Here is a 15,845-nt window from a genome sequence, read left to right on the forward strand (position 1 = left end):
AGGTTCTGGTTTTGATGGACAATAACAAAACCGACCTCCTGCAGATGATTGGTGAGCTGAAAAACTTTCCGGGCATAATCAGAAAAAGGCATGCTGGACTTTTCAGGGATCTCACATCAGATTTCTTTGGAGAGGATGCAGGGTACTTTGAGCTTGGAGATTATGATGTGGTGATCACCGCCGACGGAATCTGGCACAGGGTACTGGAAGCAGACCTTTACTGGGGGGGTTTTGTTTCAATACTCGTGAACATCCACGACATCTACGCAATGGGTGCCAGGCCGGTGATGGCGGTGAACGTCGTTTCGGCGAGAGATGAAAAAAGCCTGCTTGAAATTAAAAGGGGAATGAAGGATGCTGTGGAAAAGTTTGGCGTGAGGGTCGTGAAGGGACATGTTCATCCGGATGCAAATGAGAATTCTGTGGATGTTGCGATGCTCGGGATTGCGAGGAAAGGAATGATAATCAGATCAAACGGAGCAAGAGATGGGGATTACATTATTGCGGCCGTTGATGTTGATGGCAGCCCTCACAGACTGCTTCCTCTGAATTTCGACTCCACGAACAAACCGGGCAAAGTTCTGATACACCAGCTGGAATCTATGGTTGAGCTTGCAGAAAAAAAACTTGTCAATGCCGGGAAAGACATAAGCAATGCCGGAATTTTGGGCACCGTGGCAATGATGCTGGAGTCAAGCGGTAAAGGAGGTTACATTGACCTGAGGAGACTGCCCCTCCCTGAAAACATCTCGCTGATTCAGTGGCTTAAAACATATCCTGCCTGCGGTTTTGTTGTTTCTGCCGGGAATCCTGACCGGGTTCTTGAGGTGTTCAGGAATCACGGGCTATGTGCTGAGGTTATTGGCAGGGTTGATGACTCACATGAGCTGAAGTTGAGAGATGGAGTGGATGAAGCCATTTTCTTCGATTTTAGAAATGAAAGCATCTTCGGCTTAAAGTAGCCGGGTGATCAGGTAAGTGAGGACGTCTCCCAGAAAGAAGGCGATAACGTAGCCGACTGTGATAAAAATTATAAACGGTATTTGCGGAGTGACCCAGACTTTTTCGACCTTTCCTTCTCTCTTTGCTTTTTTGAGGGCTTTGATCATCGCACTGTCGGGTTCCACTCCTCTTTTAACTCTCGTGAACTCCCCTTTGTCATTCACAAATTCCAGCAGGGCGTGATGCTCGGGAATGGATTCCGCATCCACCCTTTTCCCTATGAAGTAATAGAAAGGGTATTTCCTGAATCCCCTCGCTCCTTCCTTCAGAAGGTTCCGGATAAGGAAATAGACAACGAACAGGGGAGCAAATATGACTGCATTGGCAAGGGTTGAGAACGCAAAGGAAAAGCCTTTCATCAGGACTGGAAACACGGAGAATGATGGGTAGAACGGGAATGCAACCGAGATAACCATCAGGGCTTTCGCATCTGCACCGCCGTAAAATCCGAGGCAGTAGAAAACGTATGATATAAGAATGACGAAAACTGCCTGAAAAATGGCAAGATAGAGTTCGAATCTGAGATGCGGATAAAGTACAAGCTCCAGGAACACAAATGGCAAGAGTGCAGCGAGAAAGACCTTCCATACCCTGTTGGGAATTATTCTGCTTTTCCAGTCCAGCCTGCTTGCGTAAATTAGTATCGCAAGGCCTGTGAGAAATTTAATGGCCGTTATCCCTTCCATAGATATCTACCATGTCGGAGATTATTGCGCTTGCTGTTTCCCTGTCTCCTGCGCCCTTTCCGATAACAAAGACTTCTCCAGCGAGATCTGTCTCCACGAGCAGGGCGTTCAACGTTCCGTATATTGCAAGAGGGTTGGTTACCTTAATGAGTCTTGGCGAGACCTCGAGTTTGCCCCTGCTGTCCGCCTCTGCAACAAGCCGTATGGTGTATCCTTTTTCGCCCGCGACCTCAAAGGCCTCGGGGGTTATGTCCTCTATACCCACAATCCTCACACTGCTGAACTTTGCATCGAAGGAAAAGGCTGTGTTTGCAAGAATAACGAGCTTCGCTCCTGCATCGTAGCCCTTTACATCATACTCGGGGTTTGCCTCGGCAATTCCCAGTTCCTGCGCTTCGCTCAGAATCTGAGAATATGGCATTTTTTCCCTCTCCATTCTGGAGAGTATGTAATTGGTCGTGCCGTTAAGAATTCCCCTCAACCTGAAAATCTGGTTGCCTGCAAGCTCTCTCTTTATGAGCTTCACAACGGGCATCGCTCCCCCCACGGTCGCCTCATAGCCCATTCTTGCTCCGTTCTTCTCGGCAAGCCTGAACAGCTCTCTAAATGCCACAACAAGGGGGCCTTTACTTGAGGTTATCACATCCCTCCCCATGCTGAGAGCCTGTTTGATGTAGCTTAATCCCGGCTCTCCCGTAAACACGTCTGTTGGTGTCGTATCAATCAGAAGGTCAAATTCCACATTTTCCATAAGCTCATCAGCTTTCATATCTCCGGGCAGCCTTCCATGTCTGAGTTTGTATTCCACGGCATATTTCAGATCAATATCTCCATGAATCGAGCTTTTTGAATCAGCTATGGCGACAACTTCGAATTTGCCTATCTTTTTCTCGATAAGCTCTCTGTTGTTTGTCAGCGCCCTTGCAACGCCTCTTCCCACGTTTCCGAAGCCAAAAATCGCCACCCTAATCATACGCATCCTCGTTTAAAGGTTCTATAACCGTGATATTTTTGTCCGAACATATTTCCTTGAGAATCTGTATTGCTTCCTTCAGCTCTTTCTTGCCTCTCGCTGAAATGGTGATAAGGGCTGTCGATGGGGCGTTCAGTTTCGGCATCGTTATGTGCATCTCCACGACCTCTGCAAACCCTGACTCATCTATTCTGTTCACCGTGTCGCTCAGGTCGGTGTGAATTATATGTCCGATCAGCAAAACGCTTGCAGTAGCCTTCAGCCTCACTTCGTTGAAGCTTCTGATGTATATTCCCGACTCTCTAATTCTGCCAATAACCTCGTCGAACCTGTCAGAGTCAATGTCGATCACGAATTCCACCGGTATTCGTTTGAGCGGCGAAATTCTGTGCCTGTCATGGACTATGCTGATTATATTGCCACCAAGCCGGGAAATCGGCTCAATAACTCTCAAGAGCTGTCCGGGCTTATCTTCCAGCTCGACGACCAGTGTTACAATCATCTGTATATTTCAACCCCCTCGTTTTCTGTTCTCTCCCTGAACTTTTCCATCAGCATTTTAGTAACTTTTCCTGGCTTACCGTTACCAACAGTCCTGCCATCTATATATGTTACGGGAGCTATTTCCGCAGCAGTACCGGTGACGAAAATCTCGTCAGCCGAATACAGGTCAAACAGTCCGATATTTGCCTCTCTGAAAGGAATTTCCAGCTCATTTATTAGTTCTATCACGACCTGTCTTGTTATGCCCTTCAGGTTATTCAGGGTTGGAGGAGTTGTAATCGTGCCGTTCTTAACGATGAAGATGTTGTCCCCGCTCCCCTCTGAGATGTATCCGTTGTGGTCAAGGAATATGGCCTCGTCTCCACCCTTGGCGTTTGCTTCGATCTTGGCAAGGATGTTGTTCAGATAGTTCAGGGACTTGATGTTTGGTGGCAGCGAATCGATTGCATTTCTTCTTATCGCCACTGTAATGGCTTTCAGGCCCTTCTCATACAAATCTCCGTAAAGCTTTCCCCAGGGTTTTGTTATAATTATCACGTTCGGGCTGGGACATTTTCTCGGATCCAGACCGAGGTCTCCGGCACCTCTCGTCACGATCGGCCTTATGTACGCATCTCTCAAATTGTTCCTTCTCAGCGTTTCGAGAATTGCCTCGGCAAACTCCTCCTTGCTCAGAGGAATTTTTAAATCAATGACTCTCGCACAGTCGTAAAGCCGGTCAATATGCTCATAGAGCTTGAAAACCTTTCCGTTATACGCTCTTATTCCCTCAAAAACTCCGTCCCCATACAGGAAACCGTGATCAAATACACTCACCTTTGCCTGACTTTCCGGGACAAATTCTCCATTCATGTAAACGAGCAACTCGCTCATGCTACCCCCCGCCAACCTTGTCAGTATGTATCAAATAAATCTTTCGAATCCAGAGACACGGTATTTCTGTGGATTTCAATAGGCTCTAAACGAAGGGCCAAGCAGATAATTTGACAGGGGCATTCTGGATAATGTCGCCAGGTCTTTATTGTTCCGGCATCCCTGTAATCGCAATATATTAATGTCTTGCAAACAATAAATTACCATGTTAAATCTCCTCATTGATTTTGTGAGAGACCTTGCCAGAAAATATGAGATAGGCAAAGTCATACTTGTTTCTGATGCAGACATTGAATTCGACGATATTGAGGTTATAAAGGCTCCAAGAAGCTATATAGAGGCGGTTAAAAACACATTTGCAGTTACAAGTTCCTGTGGCCTGACGGAAAGCATAATGACGATTCCCGGAATATCTGAATTCGTTGAGGCATATCTTGAGGCGAGGGGCTACGACTCGAAGGCCATAGTCTGTGTGTATCTTCCAAACCTCAAGGGAGCATTTGTTATAGATGGGGAGAGCAAGCTGAGCAGAATATTGAAAGAATGCTCGGAATACGTACATCCTGAGGCGCTGAGGTCTGCTCTTGGTGTTGCGCTCACAATTGCATTCAAGGGCAGGGAAGGAAAGAAAATCGGCACGGCATTCGTCATAGGGGACCCTGAAAATGTCCTGAGGAGGTCGAGGCAGATTGTCATCAACCCCTACGAGGGCCACCCTCCTGAAAAAAGGGACGTCAAAAATCCAGACAACTGGGAGAGTATTATGGAGTTTGCTCAGCTTGATGGAGTGTTCGTTCTCGACTCGAACGGAATAATCCTTTCTGCTGGAAGGTATCTCGATATTGAAGGCGAGATATCTCTGAAATACGGTCTCGGTGGAAGGCACATTGCCTGTGCGTCAATAACCAAATCCACAAAAAGCATAGCGATTGTCGTGTCAGGCAGTGGAGGAGATATAACAATCTTCAAGGATGGGGAAGCTGTCATTGAAATACCGGTTTCAATGATGTAGCAAACCCACACAATACTTTTAATTTTATCAGCCGAGAATGAAATATGCTCAGGAATATTCCCTACAGGGACGATTATGTTGAGAGATATCTTTACTCCCACGACATCTCCGCTCCACCATTGGTTTCAAGATTCTATAGAAAAGCTGATGGAATTTTTCAACCAGAGCATGAAGAAGACGTCGCTGAGATCTTAAAGCTGTCAAAAACCAGTAAAAAACCGGCGATCCCGAGAGGCTCTGCAACATCGGGATACGGTGGGGTAATTCCGGTTAAAGGTGGCTATGTTGTTGATTTCTCGAGAATGGATGGGTTTGAGATTGACGAGGAAAAAAAACTTCTCATTGCTGAGCCCGGTGCCGTGTGGTGGGATGTTGAGGAGAGGCTGAACAGAAAAGGCCTCACCCTCAGAGTTTACCCCACAAGTGCCCCATCATCTACGGTTGGGGGGTGGATTGCCCAGAACGGATATGGCGTGGGAAGCCTGAGATACGGCAGCATAGCCGAAAACGTTGAAAGGCTGAGAGTTGCGGACTTTGAAGGGATAAGGGAGACTGAGAAAGTAGAGTTCTACGCCGGGCTTGAAGGAACAACCGGCATAATCACAAAAGCGTGGGTGAAGGTTAAGGATCTGGAAGATCTCAGATACTATGCTTTTCACGTGGATGCCGGCAGGGCCGCAAAGCTCGTCCATTCGGGAGACCATTATTCAGCTTTATTTCTCAACAGAGAGTACGTGAAAATGAAAAATCAGGTTTTCGATGAGCAGATTCCTGAAAAAGATACTCTCATCATAGCCACGACCGAAAGCATGGATGGCGATGAAGCCCTCGGCGAGGAGATATGGGAAACCAGATTTTACCCGATGAGGATTAAAAGGCTTGGGCCGGGAATAATTCCTGCTGAGGTGATTATACCAGAAAACAGACTTGGGGAATACCTTTCAAAAATATCCGGGTTCGGTGCGGGGAGTGAGGTGTGGTTCCTGAACAATGGCATGTGCTCTGTCCTCTCGTTCCTGCCTTACGACGAGAGGAAAACAGGATATGCTCTGAAATGGAGGCTCAGTATCAGGGCGCTGAAAATAGCGAAAAAACTAGGTGGAAAAAGCTACTCTTCGGGTCTTTACCTCAGCAAAGAATCCCCTGTGATCTACGCATTGTTTGACGAATTGAGGAGGTACAAGAAGAAAATAGACCCTGAAAATCTCCTCAACCCTTTAAAGGTTTTTCCTGAAGGATACATGCCCCTCATTATGACCCTTGCGGAGGTGTTTTCGTGAAAATCACAGGCAGACTCATAGAGGATGAGGCTTTTGTCTGCGTTCAGTGCCATTACTGCAGAGTCTGTCCCGCATATCAGGCGATAAAGTGGGAGAGCGTTTCGCCGAGGGGAAGGATCTACCTGCTCAGAGGGGTGCTGAAAGGGGAGATTGATCCTGACAGCACTGCTGTTGAGGATTTTTACAGATGCACCACCTGTGGGGCCTGCGAGACAGTATGTCAAACATCCATTCCTCTCGTGGATGTGCTGGAGATGGCAAGAGCCGAGTTTGTTAAAGCTGGAAAAGCTCCACTGCCGGTTCACAAAAAGCTCAGAGATGTGGCCGAAAAGAACTGGAATCCATACGGTGAGGAAAGGGGAGAGCGAGCCAGATGGGCCTCAAAATACAGCTTTAAAGATAAATCTGACACCATCTACTTTGCAGGCTGTACCGCAAGCTACAGAATGCATGAACTTGCAGAAAATACTGTGGAGTTTCTCTTTAAAATGAATGTTGATTTTACGTATGCTGGAGAGGATGAATACTGCTGCGGTTCGCCCTTTTTGAGAACCGGTCAGAGAGAGCTTGCTTACGAGTTTTTCAGGAAAAACTACGAGGAATGGAAGAAGAGAGGCGTTAAAAGGATACTTGCCACATGTTCGGGATGTTACAGAACTCTGAAAAGAGATTATCCGAAAATAGCTGAAGAACTCGGATATGAATGGGACTTTGAGGTCATGCACACCTCTCAGTTAATACATGACCTTGTAATGGCAGGAAAGGTCGTGTTTGAAAAGAAAGACGAGAAGGTCACCTATCACGATCCGTGCCATCTTGGCAGGCACATGGGCGTTTACGAGGTGCCAAGACTGGTTTTGCAGGAGATGGGGCTTGAAATTGTTGAGATGGAACACAACAGAGAGAATGCGCTGTGCTGTGGGGCAGGGGGTGGAGTCAAATCACAGTTCAAAGACCTTGCAAACGATATTGGGGAGAGAAGAATCGAGGAGGCTCTTGAAACAGGAGCAGAGTATATTGTGTCCTGCTGCCCGTTCTGCAAGCTTCACCTGAATCAGACAGGCGAGGGGCGGATTGTGGTTGTAGATCTCGTGGAGCTTGCGAATAAAAGAACAAAAAGTTTAAATAATGGCGTGGAAAAGGAGAAGGAACAGCAAACCAGGAGGAGTTGAAGTTGGTAGAAATAACGGAAGTTAGAATATACAAATCGAAAGGAGAAGGGGCCGTTAAGGCCTATGCATCTGTAAGTCTGGATGGAGAGTTTGTGGTTAAGGGCCTGAAAGTTATTGAGGGCGAAAACGGGCTCTGGGTAAGCATGCCGAGCAGGAAGGGTAAGGATGGCAGCTATCAGGACATCTTTCACCCGACCAGCAGAGAGGCGAGAGACAAAATTGTTAATGCCGTGATGGAGGCATACAACAATCTTGAGTGAATGGTGCCGGGGTTTCCGGAATTTTTAAACATCAAGCTTTTATTTTAATTCGGTTTTGTTTCTTCAGTTCTCTGCTGCAAACAGTTCCGTCTGGGCTAAGCTTTTATATTTCTCCGGGTATTTATACCCCATGGAGGAGAACATCACCAGAATTGGTGTCAGTCTGCCCCGCAACCTGCTTGAGGAATTTGATTCAATAATCCTGAACAGAGGATATTCTTCAAGAAGTGAGGCAATAAGAGATGCCATAAGGAATTACATCCTCGAGTACAAGTGGATGGAAAGGGAGGAAGGCGAGGCTGTCGGGGTGGTCAACATCCTGTACAACCACAGTGTGAAGGGCATAAACGATGCAATTGTTGCTCTTCAGCACGACTTCCATGAACTAATAACCAGCTCGATCCACATTCACCTCAGCCACGAAATGTGCCTGGAGATGGTCATGGTTAGGGGTGACATGAGCGACATAAAGCGGCTTGTGGACAGGGTTTCATCAACAAGGGGAGTGATAAACGTCAAGCTGATTACTGCCCTGAAAGAATGATGGAGAATGATTGATCTGATTTTGATCGCTCTGCTTTTCAGCCTTCATCAGATCTGCATAAAGAAAGGAGTCTCTTATGGTGACGCAAACTACGGGGCATTCATAAGCCTTCTCACGACCTCAGTAATCTTTACGATCCTCTCGTACAACAGAGTTGTTTTTAACTGGCTTTTTATCGGAGTTATGGTTGTAGCGGGCTTACTGCACTTTTTCATAGCAAGGGTGGCGTTTTACAATGCCATCAGCAGGATTGGGGCCAACAGTGCGGGCAGCCTTTCTGCCACCAGGGTCTTCTTTGCCTCGCTCATAGGCATAATGCTGGGAGAGAACATCACATTCAAGGTATTCATGATGTCCGCACTGATATTCATGGGGATCTGGCTCATATCCTCTCCGGCAGGAGTCAGGGATCGAAGAGGCATTGTTCTTGCAGTTCTTACAGGATTCATCACCGCTCTGTCTTCGGGTGTCGTGAAATACGGAATGCAAATACGTCCGGACCCTGTTTTTGGGAGCGCAGTTGGATATGTGGCATCCACCGCAATCCTGCCTTCCGTTTTCAGGTTTGAACGGAAGGGCGGGGAGAGGTACTTCATTCTGGCGGGAATTTTTGTGGGTGCGGGGCACTATCTGAGATACAGGGCGCTGATAAGCTACCCCGTGAGTGTTGTTGAGCCGTTTCTCAGTGTTTATCCACTTTTCACACTTATCCTTACTGGTCTGGTTTTCAGAAACATTGAGAAGGTCAGCAGAAACATCGTAATGGGTTCGCTGCTCATAATACTGGGAATCGAAAGCTATTATCTGCTATGAGAATAGGTGTGGTATATCCTCTGAACTGCGGTTATGTGGGCAAGAATGGCTATCAGGAGGAGAGCATGGTAAACGTATCCCGTTAGAAGGCCGATAATCAGTATTATAGTCCTCTCACCTCTTTCCGCAATTCCAACATCGCATTTTTCTATTATCGCCTCGGCCCTCGCTCTGGTGTAACTCACGAGCAGCGCCCCTGCCATGGCTATCGTGGCGAGCAAAATGTGTCCGGAGTAAACTCCTGCCCCAATAATGATGGCGATATCGACATATCTGTCGAGAACGGAATCCAGAAATCCACCGAACTCTGTCTTGAGATTTTCGTTTCTTGCAAGGGCTCCATCGAGAGCGTCCATTAAACCGCTCAGTATCAAAAAGAACACACCGGGAAAACGCATGCCATAAACCAGCAGCAATGCTGATGTGATGCCGAACAGGAAACCCAGTACAGAAAGGTGATTTGGACGAATGCCGAGAGTGCTTAACCGTCCTGTTAAAAAGCCAAGCTTCGGGGTCAGACCAGCTTTATATCTGCTTAACATCAACCTCCCTTCTGAATATGCTGCAAATCTCGCACAGCAAGGAGGACTTCTCCTCTTCGGTCATCGTGCCTTCCTCGATAGCATCGGCAATTTCCTTTATCTTGCTCTTGATGTACTCGTTTTCAGCCACCCCCCTTTTTCTGTGAACGTACTGGCTTACCGCCGAAACGGTGATTCCCAGCATTTTTGCCACGTCTTTCTTTTTGTGTCCTCGCCCCACGAGTTCTCTCGCAAGCTCTCCTCTGATTGCAGGGACTATCTTTGAGGCATAGAGTTCGCATGGTGTTTTCATCACTGGAATTAAACGCCGATAATATTTAAGATTTTATCAATTTTATCCTGTTGAGGTGAAAAAAACAGGATACGCTTAAATCTTGCATGTTTGCCTTTTGCAGAAGATTTCAGACCATCCATTGCATTGCAGCACCCCGTATCAAACAGGATTTGACGATGTGTTTGGGCGTAATTAAACCACAGACAACGGTGCAGCTTGCATGGGGATGGGACTCGATCAGTGGAGTGGCAAATCTGAACCTGTGGACAGTGCTGCCCCAATTGAAAATTAGAATTCCGTCTTCTCAATTTTTCTGCCCGTACTCCTGAATATGGCCAGAGCCATGCAAAAGCTTAAATAAATCCAGAATCAAGTTATTCCCAAATGCCCAAAACCGTAAAGGAGTTGCTTGTAGAAATTAAAGACACCACCGAGCTGATGGTTGACCTGGCATATTCCGCTATTCTGTTCGATAACGAAGATATTGCCGAGGAGGTTCTTGATCTCGAAGGAAAAATAAGTGATCTGATCAGACAGCTCAGGGTAGTTTCAATTCTTGCAGGGAGAAGGGCAGAGGAGGCAGAACTGGTTTCGTCTGTCCTGCACATAGCTTCAGCCGCACAGAAAATCGGTGAATCTGCAGGTGATATTGCTACTCTGGTTTTGAGGGGTTTCAAGCTACCCAAGGAAATGGTCAACGAAATCCTTCTGGAAAGCGAGGAAACCCTCGTCAGGGCTGTGGTCTCCGAGGACTCGGAAATAGCAGACAGAACACTCGGAGAAATACGGCTTCACAGCATTACCGGCATGAAAGTGATAGCCATAAAAAGGGGGTTTGACTGGATATTTGACCCGGACAGAGATGTGAAAATAAGGAGAGGAGATGTGCTTTTTGCAAGAGGCGACATTTCAGGAGTTAAGGACTTTTTCAGACTTGCAAGCAACAAGGAGATTCACATGGAAAGCTCTGAAATCAAGGATAAGCGTCTCGAAAAAACCGTGAGCATTCTGATCGAGATAAAGGATCTCTCCGAACTGTCTGTGGATCTGGGGTACTCGTCCATAATCTTCTACAATGAGGACATAGCTCAGGAGGTGTACTATCTTGAAGAGAAGATAGACAATCTGAAGATGGAATTACTGAAGTGGACCCTTCAGGCAGCGAAAAATGCAGAAGGTGATGACGAAATAAAGATTCTGATGTCCCTCATAGAAATTGCATACTCTTCGGAGGTTATTGCAGATGCCGCAAAGGATATCGCCGGAATTGTCGTCAATCAGCTTGAAATACACCCGATTTTCAAAACCGCAATGCTTGAAAGTGATGAGATTATAGCGGTTGTTGAGGTTCTTAAAGGCTGCGAGCTTGATGGAAAGACCCTCGGAGAGGCAAGAGTTGAAACCAACACTGGAATGCACGTGCTTGCAATTAAAAGAGGCAACAGATGGATAACGAAGCCAAGAGCATCAACAAAAATTGAGGCGGGAGACCTGCTCTTTGTAAAGGGTCCAAAAGAAGGAGAAAAGGCACTCACGCAACTCTGCTCTATCTCACTGCCTGCATGAGCTTTGACACGAGTTCGCTTTTTATCTTTGAGTTTCTTCCGCTCTCACACACCATTGTTCTGACACCGATTATATCGGGGCGAAGGTCCTTCAGAATGTCTATGTGTTCCCAGGAAAGCGTCCCTGCAAGCGCACAGAACATTCCCCCATCCCTCGCAGAGTCGATGAATTTCTCCAGATCTTCTCTGGTCATGAACTCAAACAGGTTTTTTCCGTCCTTTATTGCCGTATCGACCATTATTCCATCGCATCCAGCATTGGATGCAGGCTCAGCAATTGCAAGAGGTGAAACCGATCCCACTCTCGAGTGATCAGCGTATGCTGCCGCAACAACGTATGCCGAGGGGTTGTAATCCTTAACGGCCTTTACGACCTTCTCCATCATCTCGTAAACCTGCTCTGAACTTCTAACTCCATAAAGTCCAACCTTTATGTAATCTGCCCCAGCAACTGCCGCCCCCAGAGCCGCAAGGCTTGCAGTTCCTGGCTTGAAATCGAGATCTCCCACGGTGGCGCTCAGAAGCTTTCCGTGTTCTTCGACCAGACCCTTAACACTTCTGATAACCCACGGAAAATTCGCCCCGAGAGACCCCTCAGCCGGGTTTTTCACGTCTATTATGTCTGCTCCGCCCTTTAGAGATTCCAACGCCTCTTCGAGATTCATGGGTGATACGAGCACCTTCATCGCAACACATGGGATAAAGCAGTATATATAGATGTTGAAAATTTTCCATGGACATTTACTTCGTGATGGACATCAAAAATGGTAGGGCAGTTGCAGGCAAGGCGGGCAGAAGGGATGAATATGTCGAGGTCGGGAAAGTTAGCCGTGCCGTAAACACGAGCGATCCTTTGGAGATTCTTGAGATTTTGAGGCCCAGAAATGTCTATGTGGCGGATCTCGACAGAATTGAAAGCAAAGGGGACAACTCGGACATAATTTCGGGAATTTCTGACATGTCCGTTAAGCTGATTGCTGATCTGGGATACCGGACCTTAGATGAGGCAAGAGACCTGCCATTCACTCCGGTCATTGGTACAGAAACTTTTGATCTCATGGAGCTTGAAGATGGCAACTACATCGTGAGCATCGACATAAAATCCAGGCTGCTCGACAGAAGCGGAAAATTCCGGAATGTCGAAGAGGTGCTTGAGTACCTCAACTCCTTCAGGCTCTCAGGGGTTCTCGTTCTGCCCATTCACAGTGTGGGGACCATGAAGTTCGATTTTTCCGTAGTTGAGGAGGCACTCAGGATTTCAGATCATGATGTGCTGACAGGAGGTGGCATTTCCAGCTATGAAGACCTGGAGATTGCAAGGGATATGGGCATCAGCGGTGTGCTGCTTGCTACAGCGATACACAGGGGCACGATAGATGTCGAGGTTTTGAGAGTGGGGAAATTATAGAAAAAAACTTAACTCCTTGAATGTACGGAAGGATATGAAACTCATTGCAGGCCCATCTTCTCCATTGCTTGCAAAGAGGCTGTCTGAGGCTGCAAAAATTGATATCGCCGACACAACGTACAGAAAGTTTCCTGATGGGGAACTCTACGTCAGGGTAAACGATGCATCCGATGACAGATATGTGGTCGTGAACAGCATAAATTCAAATGAGGATCTGGTTTATCTTCTTCTGATTTTCGAAGCTCTCTCTGAGAAGGAGATCATCGCAGTAATCCCGTACATGGGTTATGCCAGACAGGACAGGGCGTTTCTTGAGGGTGAGGCTGTCAGCATAAGGGCGATTGCAAGGCTGATTGAGGGTTATGCCGAGAGGGTAATAACGGTCAACATCCACAGCAGCGAGGCAAAAAATCACTTCAGGAAGCTTGTTGAGGTCGATGCCATGCCTCTGATTGGGGAGCATTACAGGGAAAGAGATGTTATTATGCTCTCACCGGATAAGGGTTCTCTCTCAAGGGTTAGGGTTGCTGCACAGGTTGCAGGCTGTGATTTTGATTATCTCGAAAAAACGAGGATTGATGCGGAAAATGTTGTGATACAGCCAAAAAATCTGGATGTCGGGGGCAGGAAGGTCGTGATAGTTGATGATATCATCTCCACGGGAGGCACGATGGTTACTGCAGCAAAACAGCTTGCGGGAAATGCTGAAGGCATCGAAGCTGCCTGTGTGCATGCAGTTCTTGCCTCAAACGCTCTGAACAAGCTGTATTCCGCCGGAATCTCTGAGGTCATTTCGACTGATACTGTGGAGAGGCAGATAAGTAAGCTAAGTGCAGCGGAACTGATCTCAGAGGTGATACTGGATTGAAGTTCGAGATTGAGATCTGGTTCGGGGACCTTGATGCCTACGGGCACGTTAACAACGCAGTTTTTGCGAGATTTCTTGAGACTGCGAGAGTGAAATTTTTCAGAGAGAGGTTTGGAAAGGTGGAGCCCACCTTTGTGCTGAGACGCATTGAAATCGACTTCATTTCTCCAATGTTTCTTGGAGAAACTGCTGTGGTCGAAATGGGTGTGGGCGAGATTGGTAACACGAGCTGGGAATTTGTATACACGATAAGAGAAAAGAAAACCGGACGGGAGGTTCTCAGAGCCAGAACGATTCAGGTATGGGTGGATCTGAAAGAAAATAAGAAAATACCCATTCCGGATGGCGTTAAAAAAGTTCTTGAGGCGGAGAAGGTGAGCCCATGACAGATGTGTTTATCTGGCTTACAATAGCCGTTGGCCTTTACATGGCCTGGAATATCGGTGCAAACGACGCTGCAAACTCCATGGCGACATCATACGGAAGTAAAGCATTAACGCTCAGACAGATCATAATAATGGCCGGTATTCTTGAGTTTCTTGGAGCGTTTCTGTATGGAAAAAGAGTTACGCATACAATAGCAAAGGGCATAGTCCCCATTGAAGCCCTCGATAGCAATCTTGTTGTTATCGGCGCCCTTTCAGCCATTCTGGCGGCGAGTATATGGATAACAGTGGCAACATACTACCGGCTCCCTGTTTCCACCACGCACTCGATTGTGGGGGCGATGGTTGGCTTTGGACTCGCTGCGGTAAGCCAGGATTACATAAGGCTTGAGGACATACAGTGGGGCGCTCTCTATAGGATCGTACTCAGCTGGATTGTATCTCCAATTGCGGGCGCAGTGATCGCCTTTCTGCTCTTCACGATAATAAAAATCTCTCTTCTTTCAAGATTCCGCAATGAGTCTGTGGAACATGTTTTCAGGTATCTTCAGGTTATTACGGCCGGTTACATGGCTTTTGCACATGGAAGCAACGACGTTGCCAACGCCACAGGTCCAATGGCTGCCGCCATGGGTTACCTCGGCACAGAAACTCCAGCTTGGATACTGATGCTCGGAGGTATTGGAATAACCATCGGAATTGCTACATGGGGATACAGGGTGATAATGACAGTAGGAGAGAGAATTACCGAGCTCACATACACAAGAGGGTTTTCGGCGGAATTCGCAACTGCCACCACAGTCATAATGGCATCCACACTCGGCATGCCCATATCGACAACACACACTCTTGTGGGGAGTGTCATAGGTGTGGGTCTTGCAGGAGGTATCGCAAGCATCGACCTTTCAGTGGTGAAAAGAATTATAGCATCCTGGTTGCTTACTGTTCCTGTGGCAGCAGGTCTGGCGATAGTGTTTTACACCCTGATGGTGGTGCTTGTATGAAGTTTGTTAGAAGTGTTGCAGACGTGTTTGGGTATTCGCCATTCGAAGACCTTCACAGGCATGCTGAACTCTGTGACAGGGCGGTTGAAAAACTCATGGAGCAGTTCAGGTTCAGTAAGGATGGTGAATGTGATAGGGTGAGAGAACTTGAAAAAGAGATAGACAGCATGGAGTATCAGGCTGACCTGATTAAGCAGGAGATCCGGGCGAATGTTACCAAATCACTGTTGATGCCTGTCGACAGGCAGGATCTGCTGAATTTTCTGAAAATGCAGGATCAGATCATCGATAACTGCGAACATGTAACCCACATGATCTCATACAAGATAATCTCTGCCAATGAGGAAATCTGGGAGTTGCTGTTCGAACTTCTTTCCCGGGTGAGGGAGACTGTGAATGAGTATGAAAAACTTGTAGAGCACTTCAAAGGTCTCATTGAGTCATCGTTCTCCAAAAAAGAGATAAATGAAGCTCTCGATCATGTCCCGGTAATAGAGGAGCTTGAGCACAGATGTGACAAAATACAGATCAAGCTGCACAGAAAAATTTTCAATTCTAAATCGGAGAATGTTCTCGACCTCATACTTCTGAACGAGATTGTTGTTAAGCTGGGGGAGATCGCAAACAGCACTGCGAGGGCCGCCAACACGTTCAGAACCATGATCCTGGGGAGGTAGCA

20 protein-coding genes are annotated in these 15,845 nt (G+C 47.0%); 13 read left to right on the forward strand and 7 right to left on the reverse strand.

Translation table 11 applies throughout. From position 1 onward, the window contains the following. Positions 1–14: 14 nt before the first annotated feature. Entirely contained in the window at positions 15–962 is a 948-nt protein-coding gene (locus GACE_RS09315; RefSeq protein WP_048092956.1) for an AIR synthase related protein, read from the forward strand. On the opposite strand, the gene GACE_RS09320 is transcribed toward GACE_RS09315, so the two are convergent. Genes GACE_RS09320 through ilvE form a run of 4 tightly spaced genes read right to left on the reverse strand, consistent with a single transcriptional unit; the run spans position 954 to position 4,038 of the window. Then, positions 954–1,688, reverse strand: coding sequence for an A24 family peptidase C-terminal domain-containing protein (locus GACE_RS09320; RefSeq protein ID WP_048092958.1), 735 nt, complete (start codon positions 1,686–1,688; stop codon positions 954–956). The genes GACE_RS09315 and GACE_RS09320 overlap by 9 nt on opposite strands. Continuing rightward, positions 1,666–2,667 (reverse strand): homoserine dehydrogenase, encoded by a 1,002-nt coding sequence (locus GACE_RS09325; RefSeq protein ID WP_318249199.1) that lies wholly within the window; start codon positions 2,665–2,667, stop codon positions 1,666–1,668. Before GACE_RS09325 ends, GACE_RS09320 begins: the two co-directional genes overlap by 23 nt. Then, positions 2,654–3,163 carry an ACT domain-containing protein gene (locus GACE_RS09330; protein ID WP_048092962.1) on the reverse strand — a complete coding sequence of 170 codons (510 nt, stop codon included), beginning with the start codon at positions 3,161–3,163 and terminating at the stop codon, positions 2,654–2,656. Before GACE_RS09330 ends, GACE_RS09325 begins: the two co-directional genes overlap by 14 nt. Next, entirely contained in the window at positions 3,160–4,038 is an 879-nt protein-coding gene (gene ilvE / locus GACE_RS09335; RefSeq protein ID WP_048092964.1) for a branched-chain-amino-acid transaminase, read from the reverse strand. The genes GACE_RS09330 and ilvE overlap by 4 nt, the downstream gene beginning before the upstream one ends. A 205-nt stretch (positions 4,039–4,243) precedes the next feature. Between ilvE and GACE_RS09340 the strand changes: the two genes are divergently transcribed. The 6 genes from GACE_RS09340 to GACE_RS09365 all read left to right on the forward strand — a co-directional run bounded on the left by GACE_RS09340 (position 4,244) and on the right by GACE_RS09365 (position 9,119). Further along, complete coding sequence (locus tag GACE_RS09340) at positions 4,244–5,050, forward strand: DNA integrity scanning protein DisA nucleotide-binding domain protein (RefSeq protein WP_048092965.1); 807 nt, start codon at positions 4,244–4,246, stop codon at positions 5,048–5,050. 44 nt (positions 5,051–5,094) lie between these two features. Then, positions 5,095–6,330, forward strand: coding sequence for an FAD-binding oxidoreductase (locus GACE_RS09345; protein ID WP_048092967.1), 1,236 nt, complete (start codon positions 5,095–5,097; stop codon positions 6,328–6,330). Beyond that, on the forward strand, positions 6,327–7,502 hold the full coding sequence (locus GACE_RS09350; RefSeq protein ID WP_048092968.1) for a (Fe-S)-binding protein: 1,176 nt from the start codon (positions 6,327–6,329) through the stop codon (positions 7,500–7,502). The genes GACE_RS09345 and GACE_RS09350 overlap by 4 nt, the downstream gene beginning before the upstream one ends. 2 nt (positions 7,503–7,504) lie before the next feature. Further along, positions 7,505–7,762: a SpoVG family protein gene (locus tag GACE_RS09355; protein ID WP_048092970.1), complete on the forward strand. Its 258-nt coding sequence runs from the start codon at positions 7,505–7,507 to the stop codon at positions 7,760–7,762. Between the two features lie 130 nt (positions 7,763–7,892). Then, the gene (nikR, locus tag GACE_RS09360) at positions 7,893–8,306 is read left to right on the forward strand and encodes a nickel-responsive transcriptional regulator NikR (RefSeq protein ID WP_048092972.1); all 414 of its coding nucleotides are present in this window, start codon (positions 7,893–7,895) and stop codon (positions 8,304–8,306) included. 6 nt (positions 8,307–8,312) lie between these two features. Then, positions 8,313–9,119 (forward strand): DMT family transporter, encoded by an 807-nt coding sequence (locus GACE_RS09365; protein WP_048092974.1) that lies wholly within the window; start codon positions 8,313–8,315, stop codon positions 9,117–9,119. Here the strand turns inward: GACE_RS09365 and GACE_RS09370 are convergent. Together GACE_RS09370 and GACE_RS09375 are read right to left on the reverse strand one after the other, a co-directional pair. Then, complete coding sequence (locus GACE_RS09370) at positions 9,107–9,661, reverse strand: CDP-alcohol phosphatidyltransferase family protein (RefSeq protein ID WP_048092975.1); 555 nt, start codon at positions 9,659–9,661, stop codon at positions 9,107–9,109. The genes GACE_RS09365 and GACE_RS09370 overlap by 13 nt on opposite strands. Then, the gene (locus GACE_RS09375; protein WP_048092977.1) at positions 9,645–9,953 is read right to left on the reverse strand and encodes a transcriptional regulator; all 309 of its coding nucleotides are present in this window, start codon (positions 9,951–9,953) and stop codon (positions 9,645–9,647) included. Before GACE_RS09375 ends, GACE_RS09370 begins: the two co-directional genes overlap by 17 nt. A 366-nt stretch (positions 9,954–10,319) precedes the next feature. On the opposite strand from GACE_RS09375, the gene GACE_RS09380 reads away from it, so the two are divergent. Beyond that, positions 10,320–11,501 carry a potassium channel family protein gene (locus GACE_RS09380; RefSeq protein WP_052400270.1) on the forward strand — a complete coding sequence of 394 codons (1,182 nt, stop codon included), beginning with the start codon at positions 10,320–10,322 and terminating at the stop codon, positions 11,499–11,501. On the opposite strand, the gene GACE_RS09385 is transcribed toward GACE_RS09380, so the two are convergent. Further along, entirely contained in the window at positions 11,482–12,186 is a 705-nt protein-coding gene (locus GACE_RS09385) for a (5-formylfuran-3-yl)methyl phosphate synthase (RefSeq protein WP_048092981.1), read from the reverse strand. The two genes, GACE_RS09380 and GACE_RS09385, sit on opposite strands and share 20 nt — an antisense overlap. 47 nt (positions 12,187–12,233) lie before the next feature. Here GACE_RS09385 and GACE_RS09390 point away from each other — a divergent pair, with 47 nt between their 5' ends. The 5 genes from GACE_RS09390 to GACE_RS09410 are packed head-to-tail and all read left to right on the forward strand — an operon-like array spanning position 12,234 to position 15,843. After that, the gene (locus tag GACE_RS09390; protein WP_048092982.1) at positions 12,234–12,908 is read left to right on the forward strand and encodes a HisA/HisF family protein; all 675 of its coding nucleotides are present in this window, start codon (positions 12,234–12,236) and stop codon (positions 12,906–12,908) included. Positions 12,909–12,942: 34 nt separating this feature from the next. After that, positions 12,943–13,776, forward strand: coding sequence for a ribose-phosphate diphosphokinase (locus GACE_RS09395; protein ID WP_048092983.1), 834 nt, complete (start codon positions 12,943–12,945; stop codon positions 13,774–13,776). Continuing rightward, positions 13,773–14,162, forward strand: coding sequence for an acyl-CoA thioesterase (locus GACE_RS09400; protein ID WP_048092984.1), 390 nt, complete (start codon positions 13,773–13,775; stop codon positions 14,160–14,162). Before GACE_RS09395 ends, GACE_RS09400 begins: the two co-directional genes overlap by 4 nt. Continuing rightward, entirely contained in the window at positions 14,159–15,166 is a 1,008-nt protein-coding gene (locus GACE_RS09405; RefSeq protein WP_048092987.1) for an inorganic phosphate transporter, read from the forward strand. The genes GACE_RS09400 and GACE_RS09405 overlap by 4 nt, the downstream gene beginning before the upstream one ends. Then, positions 15,163–15,843 carry a TIGR00153 family protein gene (locus GACE_RS09410; RefSeq protein ID WP_048092989.1) on the forward strand — a complete coding sequence of 227 codons (681 nt, stop codon included), beginning with the start codon at positions 15,163–15,165 and terminating at the stop codon, positions 15,841–15,843. Before GACE_RS09405 ends, GACE_RS09410 begins: the two co-directional genes overlap by 4 nt. The last annotated feature ends 2 nt before the right edge of the window (positions 15,844–15,845 follow it).

Origin of the sequence: Geoglobus acetivorans (assembly GCF_000789255.1) — an archaeon.
GTDB lineage: Archaea > Halobacteriota > Archaeoglobi > Archaeoglobales > Archaeoglobaceae > Geoglobus > Geoglobus acetivorans_B.

What these genes read in the sequence shown, in the direction of transcription:
- GACE_RS09315 (WP_048092956.1), top strand. Translation starts at nt 15, where the DNA reads ATGGACAATAACAAAACCGACCTCCTGCAGATGATTGGTGAGCTGAAA.
- GACE_RS09320 (WP_048092958.1), bottom strand. Translation starts at nt 1,688, where the DNA reads ATGGAAGGGATAACGGCCATTAAATTTCTCACAGGCCTTGCGATACTA.
- GACE_RS09325 (WP_318249199.1), bottom strand. Translation starts at nt 2,667, where the DNA reads ATGCGTATGATTAGGGTGGCGATTTTTGGCTTCGGAAACGTGGGAAGA.
- GACE_RS09330 (WP_048092962.1), bottom strand. Translation starts at nt 3,163, where the DNA reads ATGATTGTAACACTGGTCGTCGAGCTGGAAGATAAGCCCGGACAGCTC.
- ilvE (WP_048092964.1), bottom strand. Translation starts at nt 4,038, where the DNA reads ATGAGCGAGTTGCTCGTTTACATGAATGGAGAATTTGTCCCGGAAAGT.
- GACE_RS09340 (WP_048092965.1), top strand. Translation starts at nt 4,244, where the DNA reads ATGTTAAATCTCCTCATTGATTTTGTGAGAGACCTTGCCAGAAAATAT.
- GACE_RS09345 (WP_048092967.1), top strand. Translation starts at nt 5,095, where the DNA reads ATGCTCAGGAATATTCCCTACAGGGACGATTATGTTGAGAGATATCTT.
- nikR (WP_048092972.1), top strand. Translation starts at nt 7,893, where the DNA reads ATGGAGGAGAACATCACCAGAATTGGTGTCAGTCTGCCCCGCAACCTG.
- GACE_RS09365 (WP_048092974.1), top strand. Translation starts at nt 8,313, where the DNA reads ATGATTGATCTGATTTTGATCGCTCTGCTTTTCAGCCTTCATCAGATC.
- GACE_RS09370 (WP_048092975.1), bottom strand. Translation starts at nt 9,661, where the DNA reads ATGTTAAGCAGATATAAAGCTGGTCTGACCCCGAAGCTTGGCTTTTTA.
- GACE_RS09375 (WP_048092977.1), bottom strand. Translation starts at nt 9,953, where the DNA reads ATGAAAACACCATGCGAACTCTATGCCTCAAAGATAGTCCCTGCAATC.
- GACE_RS09380 (WP_052400270.1), top strand. Translation starts at nt 10,320, where the DNA reads ATGCCCAAAACCGTAAAGGAGTTGCTTGTAGAAATTAAAGACACCACC.
- GACE_RS09385 (WP_048092981.1), bottom strand. Translation starts at nt 12,186, where the DNA reads ATGAAGGTGCTCGTATCACCCATGAATCTCGAAGAGGCGTTGGAATCT.
- GACE_RS09390 (WP_048092982.1), top strand. Translation starts at nt 12,234, where the DNA reads ATGGACATTTACTTCGTGATGGACATCAAAAATGGTAGGGCAGTTGCA.
- GACE_RS09395 (WP_048092983.1), top strand. Translation starts at nt 12,943, where the DNA reads ATGAAACTCATTGCAGGCCCATCTTCTCCATTGCTTGCAAAGAGGCTG.
- GACE_RS09405 (WP_048092987.1), top strand. Translation starts at nt 14,159, where the DNA reads ATGACAGATGTGTTTATCTGGCTTACAATAGCCGTTGGCCTTTACATG.
- GACE_RS09410 (WP_048092989.1), top strand. Translation starts at nt 15,163, where the DNA reads ATGAAGTTTGTTAGAAGTGTTGCAGACGTGTTTGGGTATTCGCCATTC.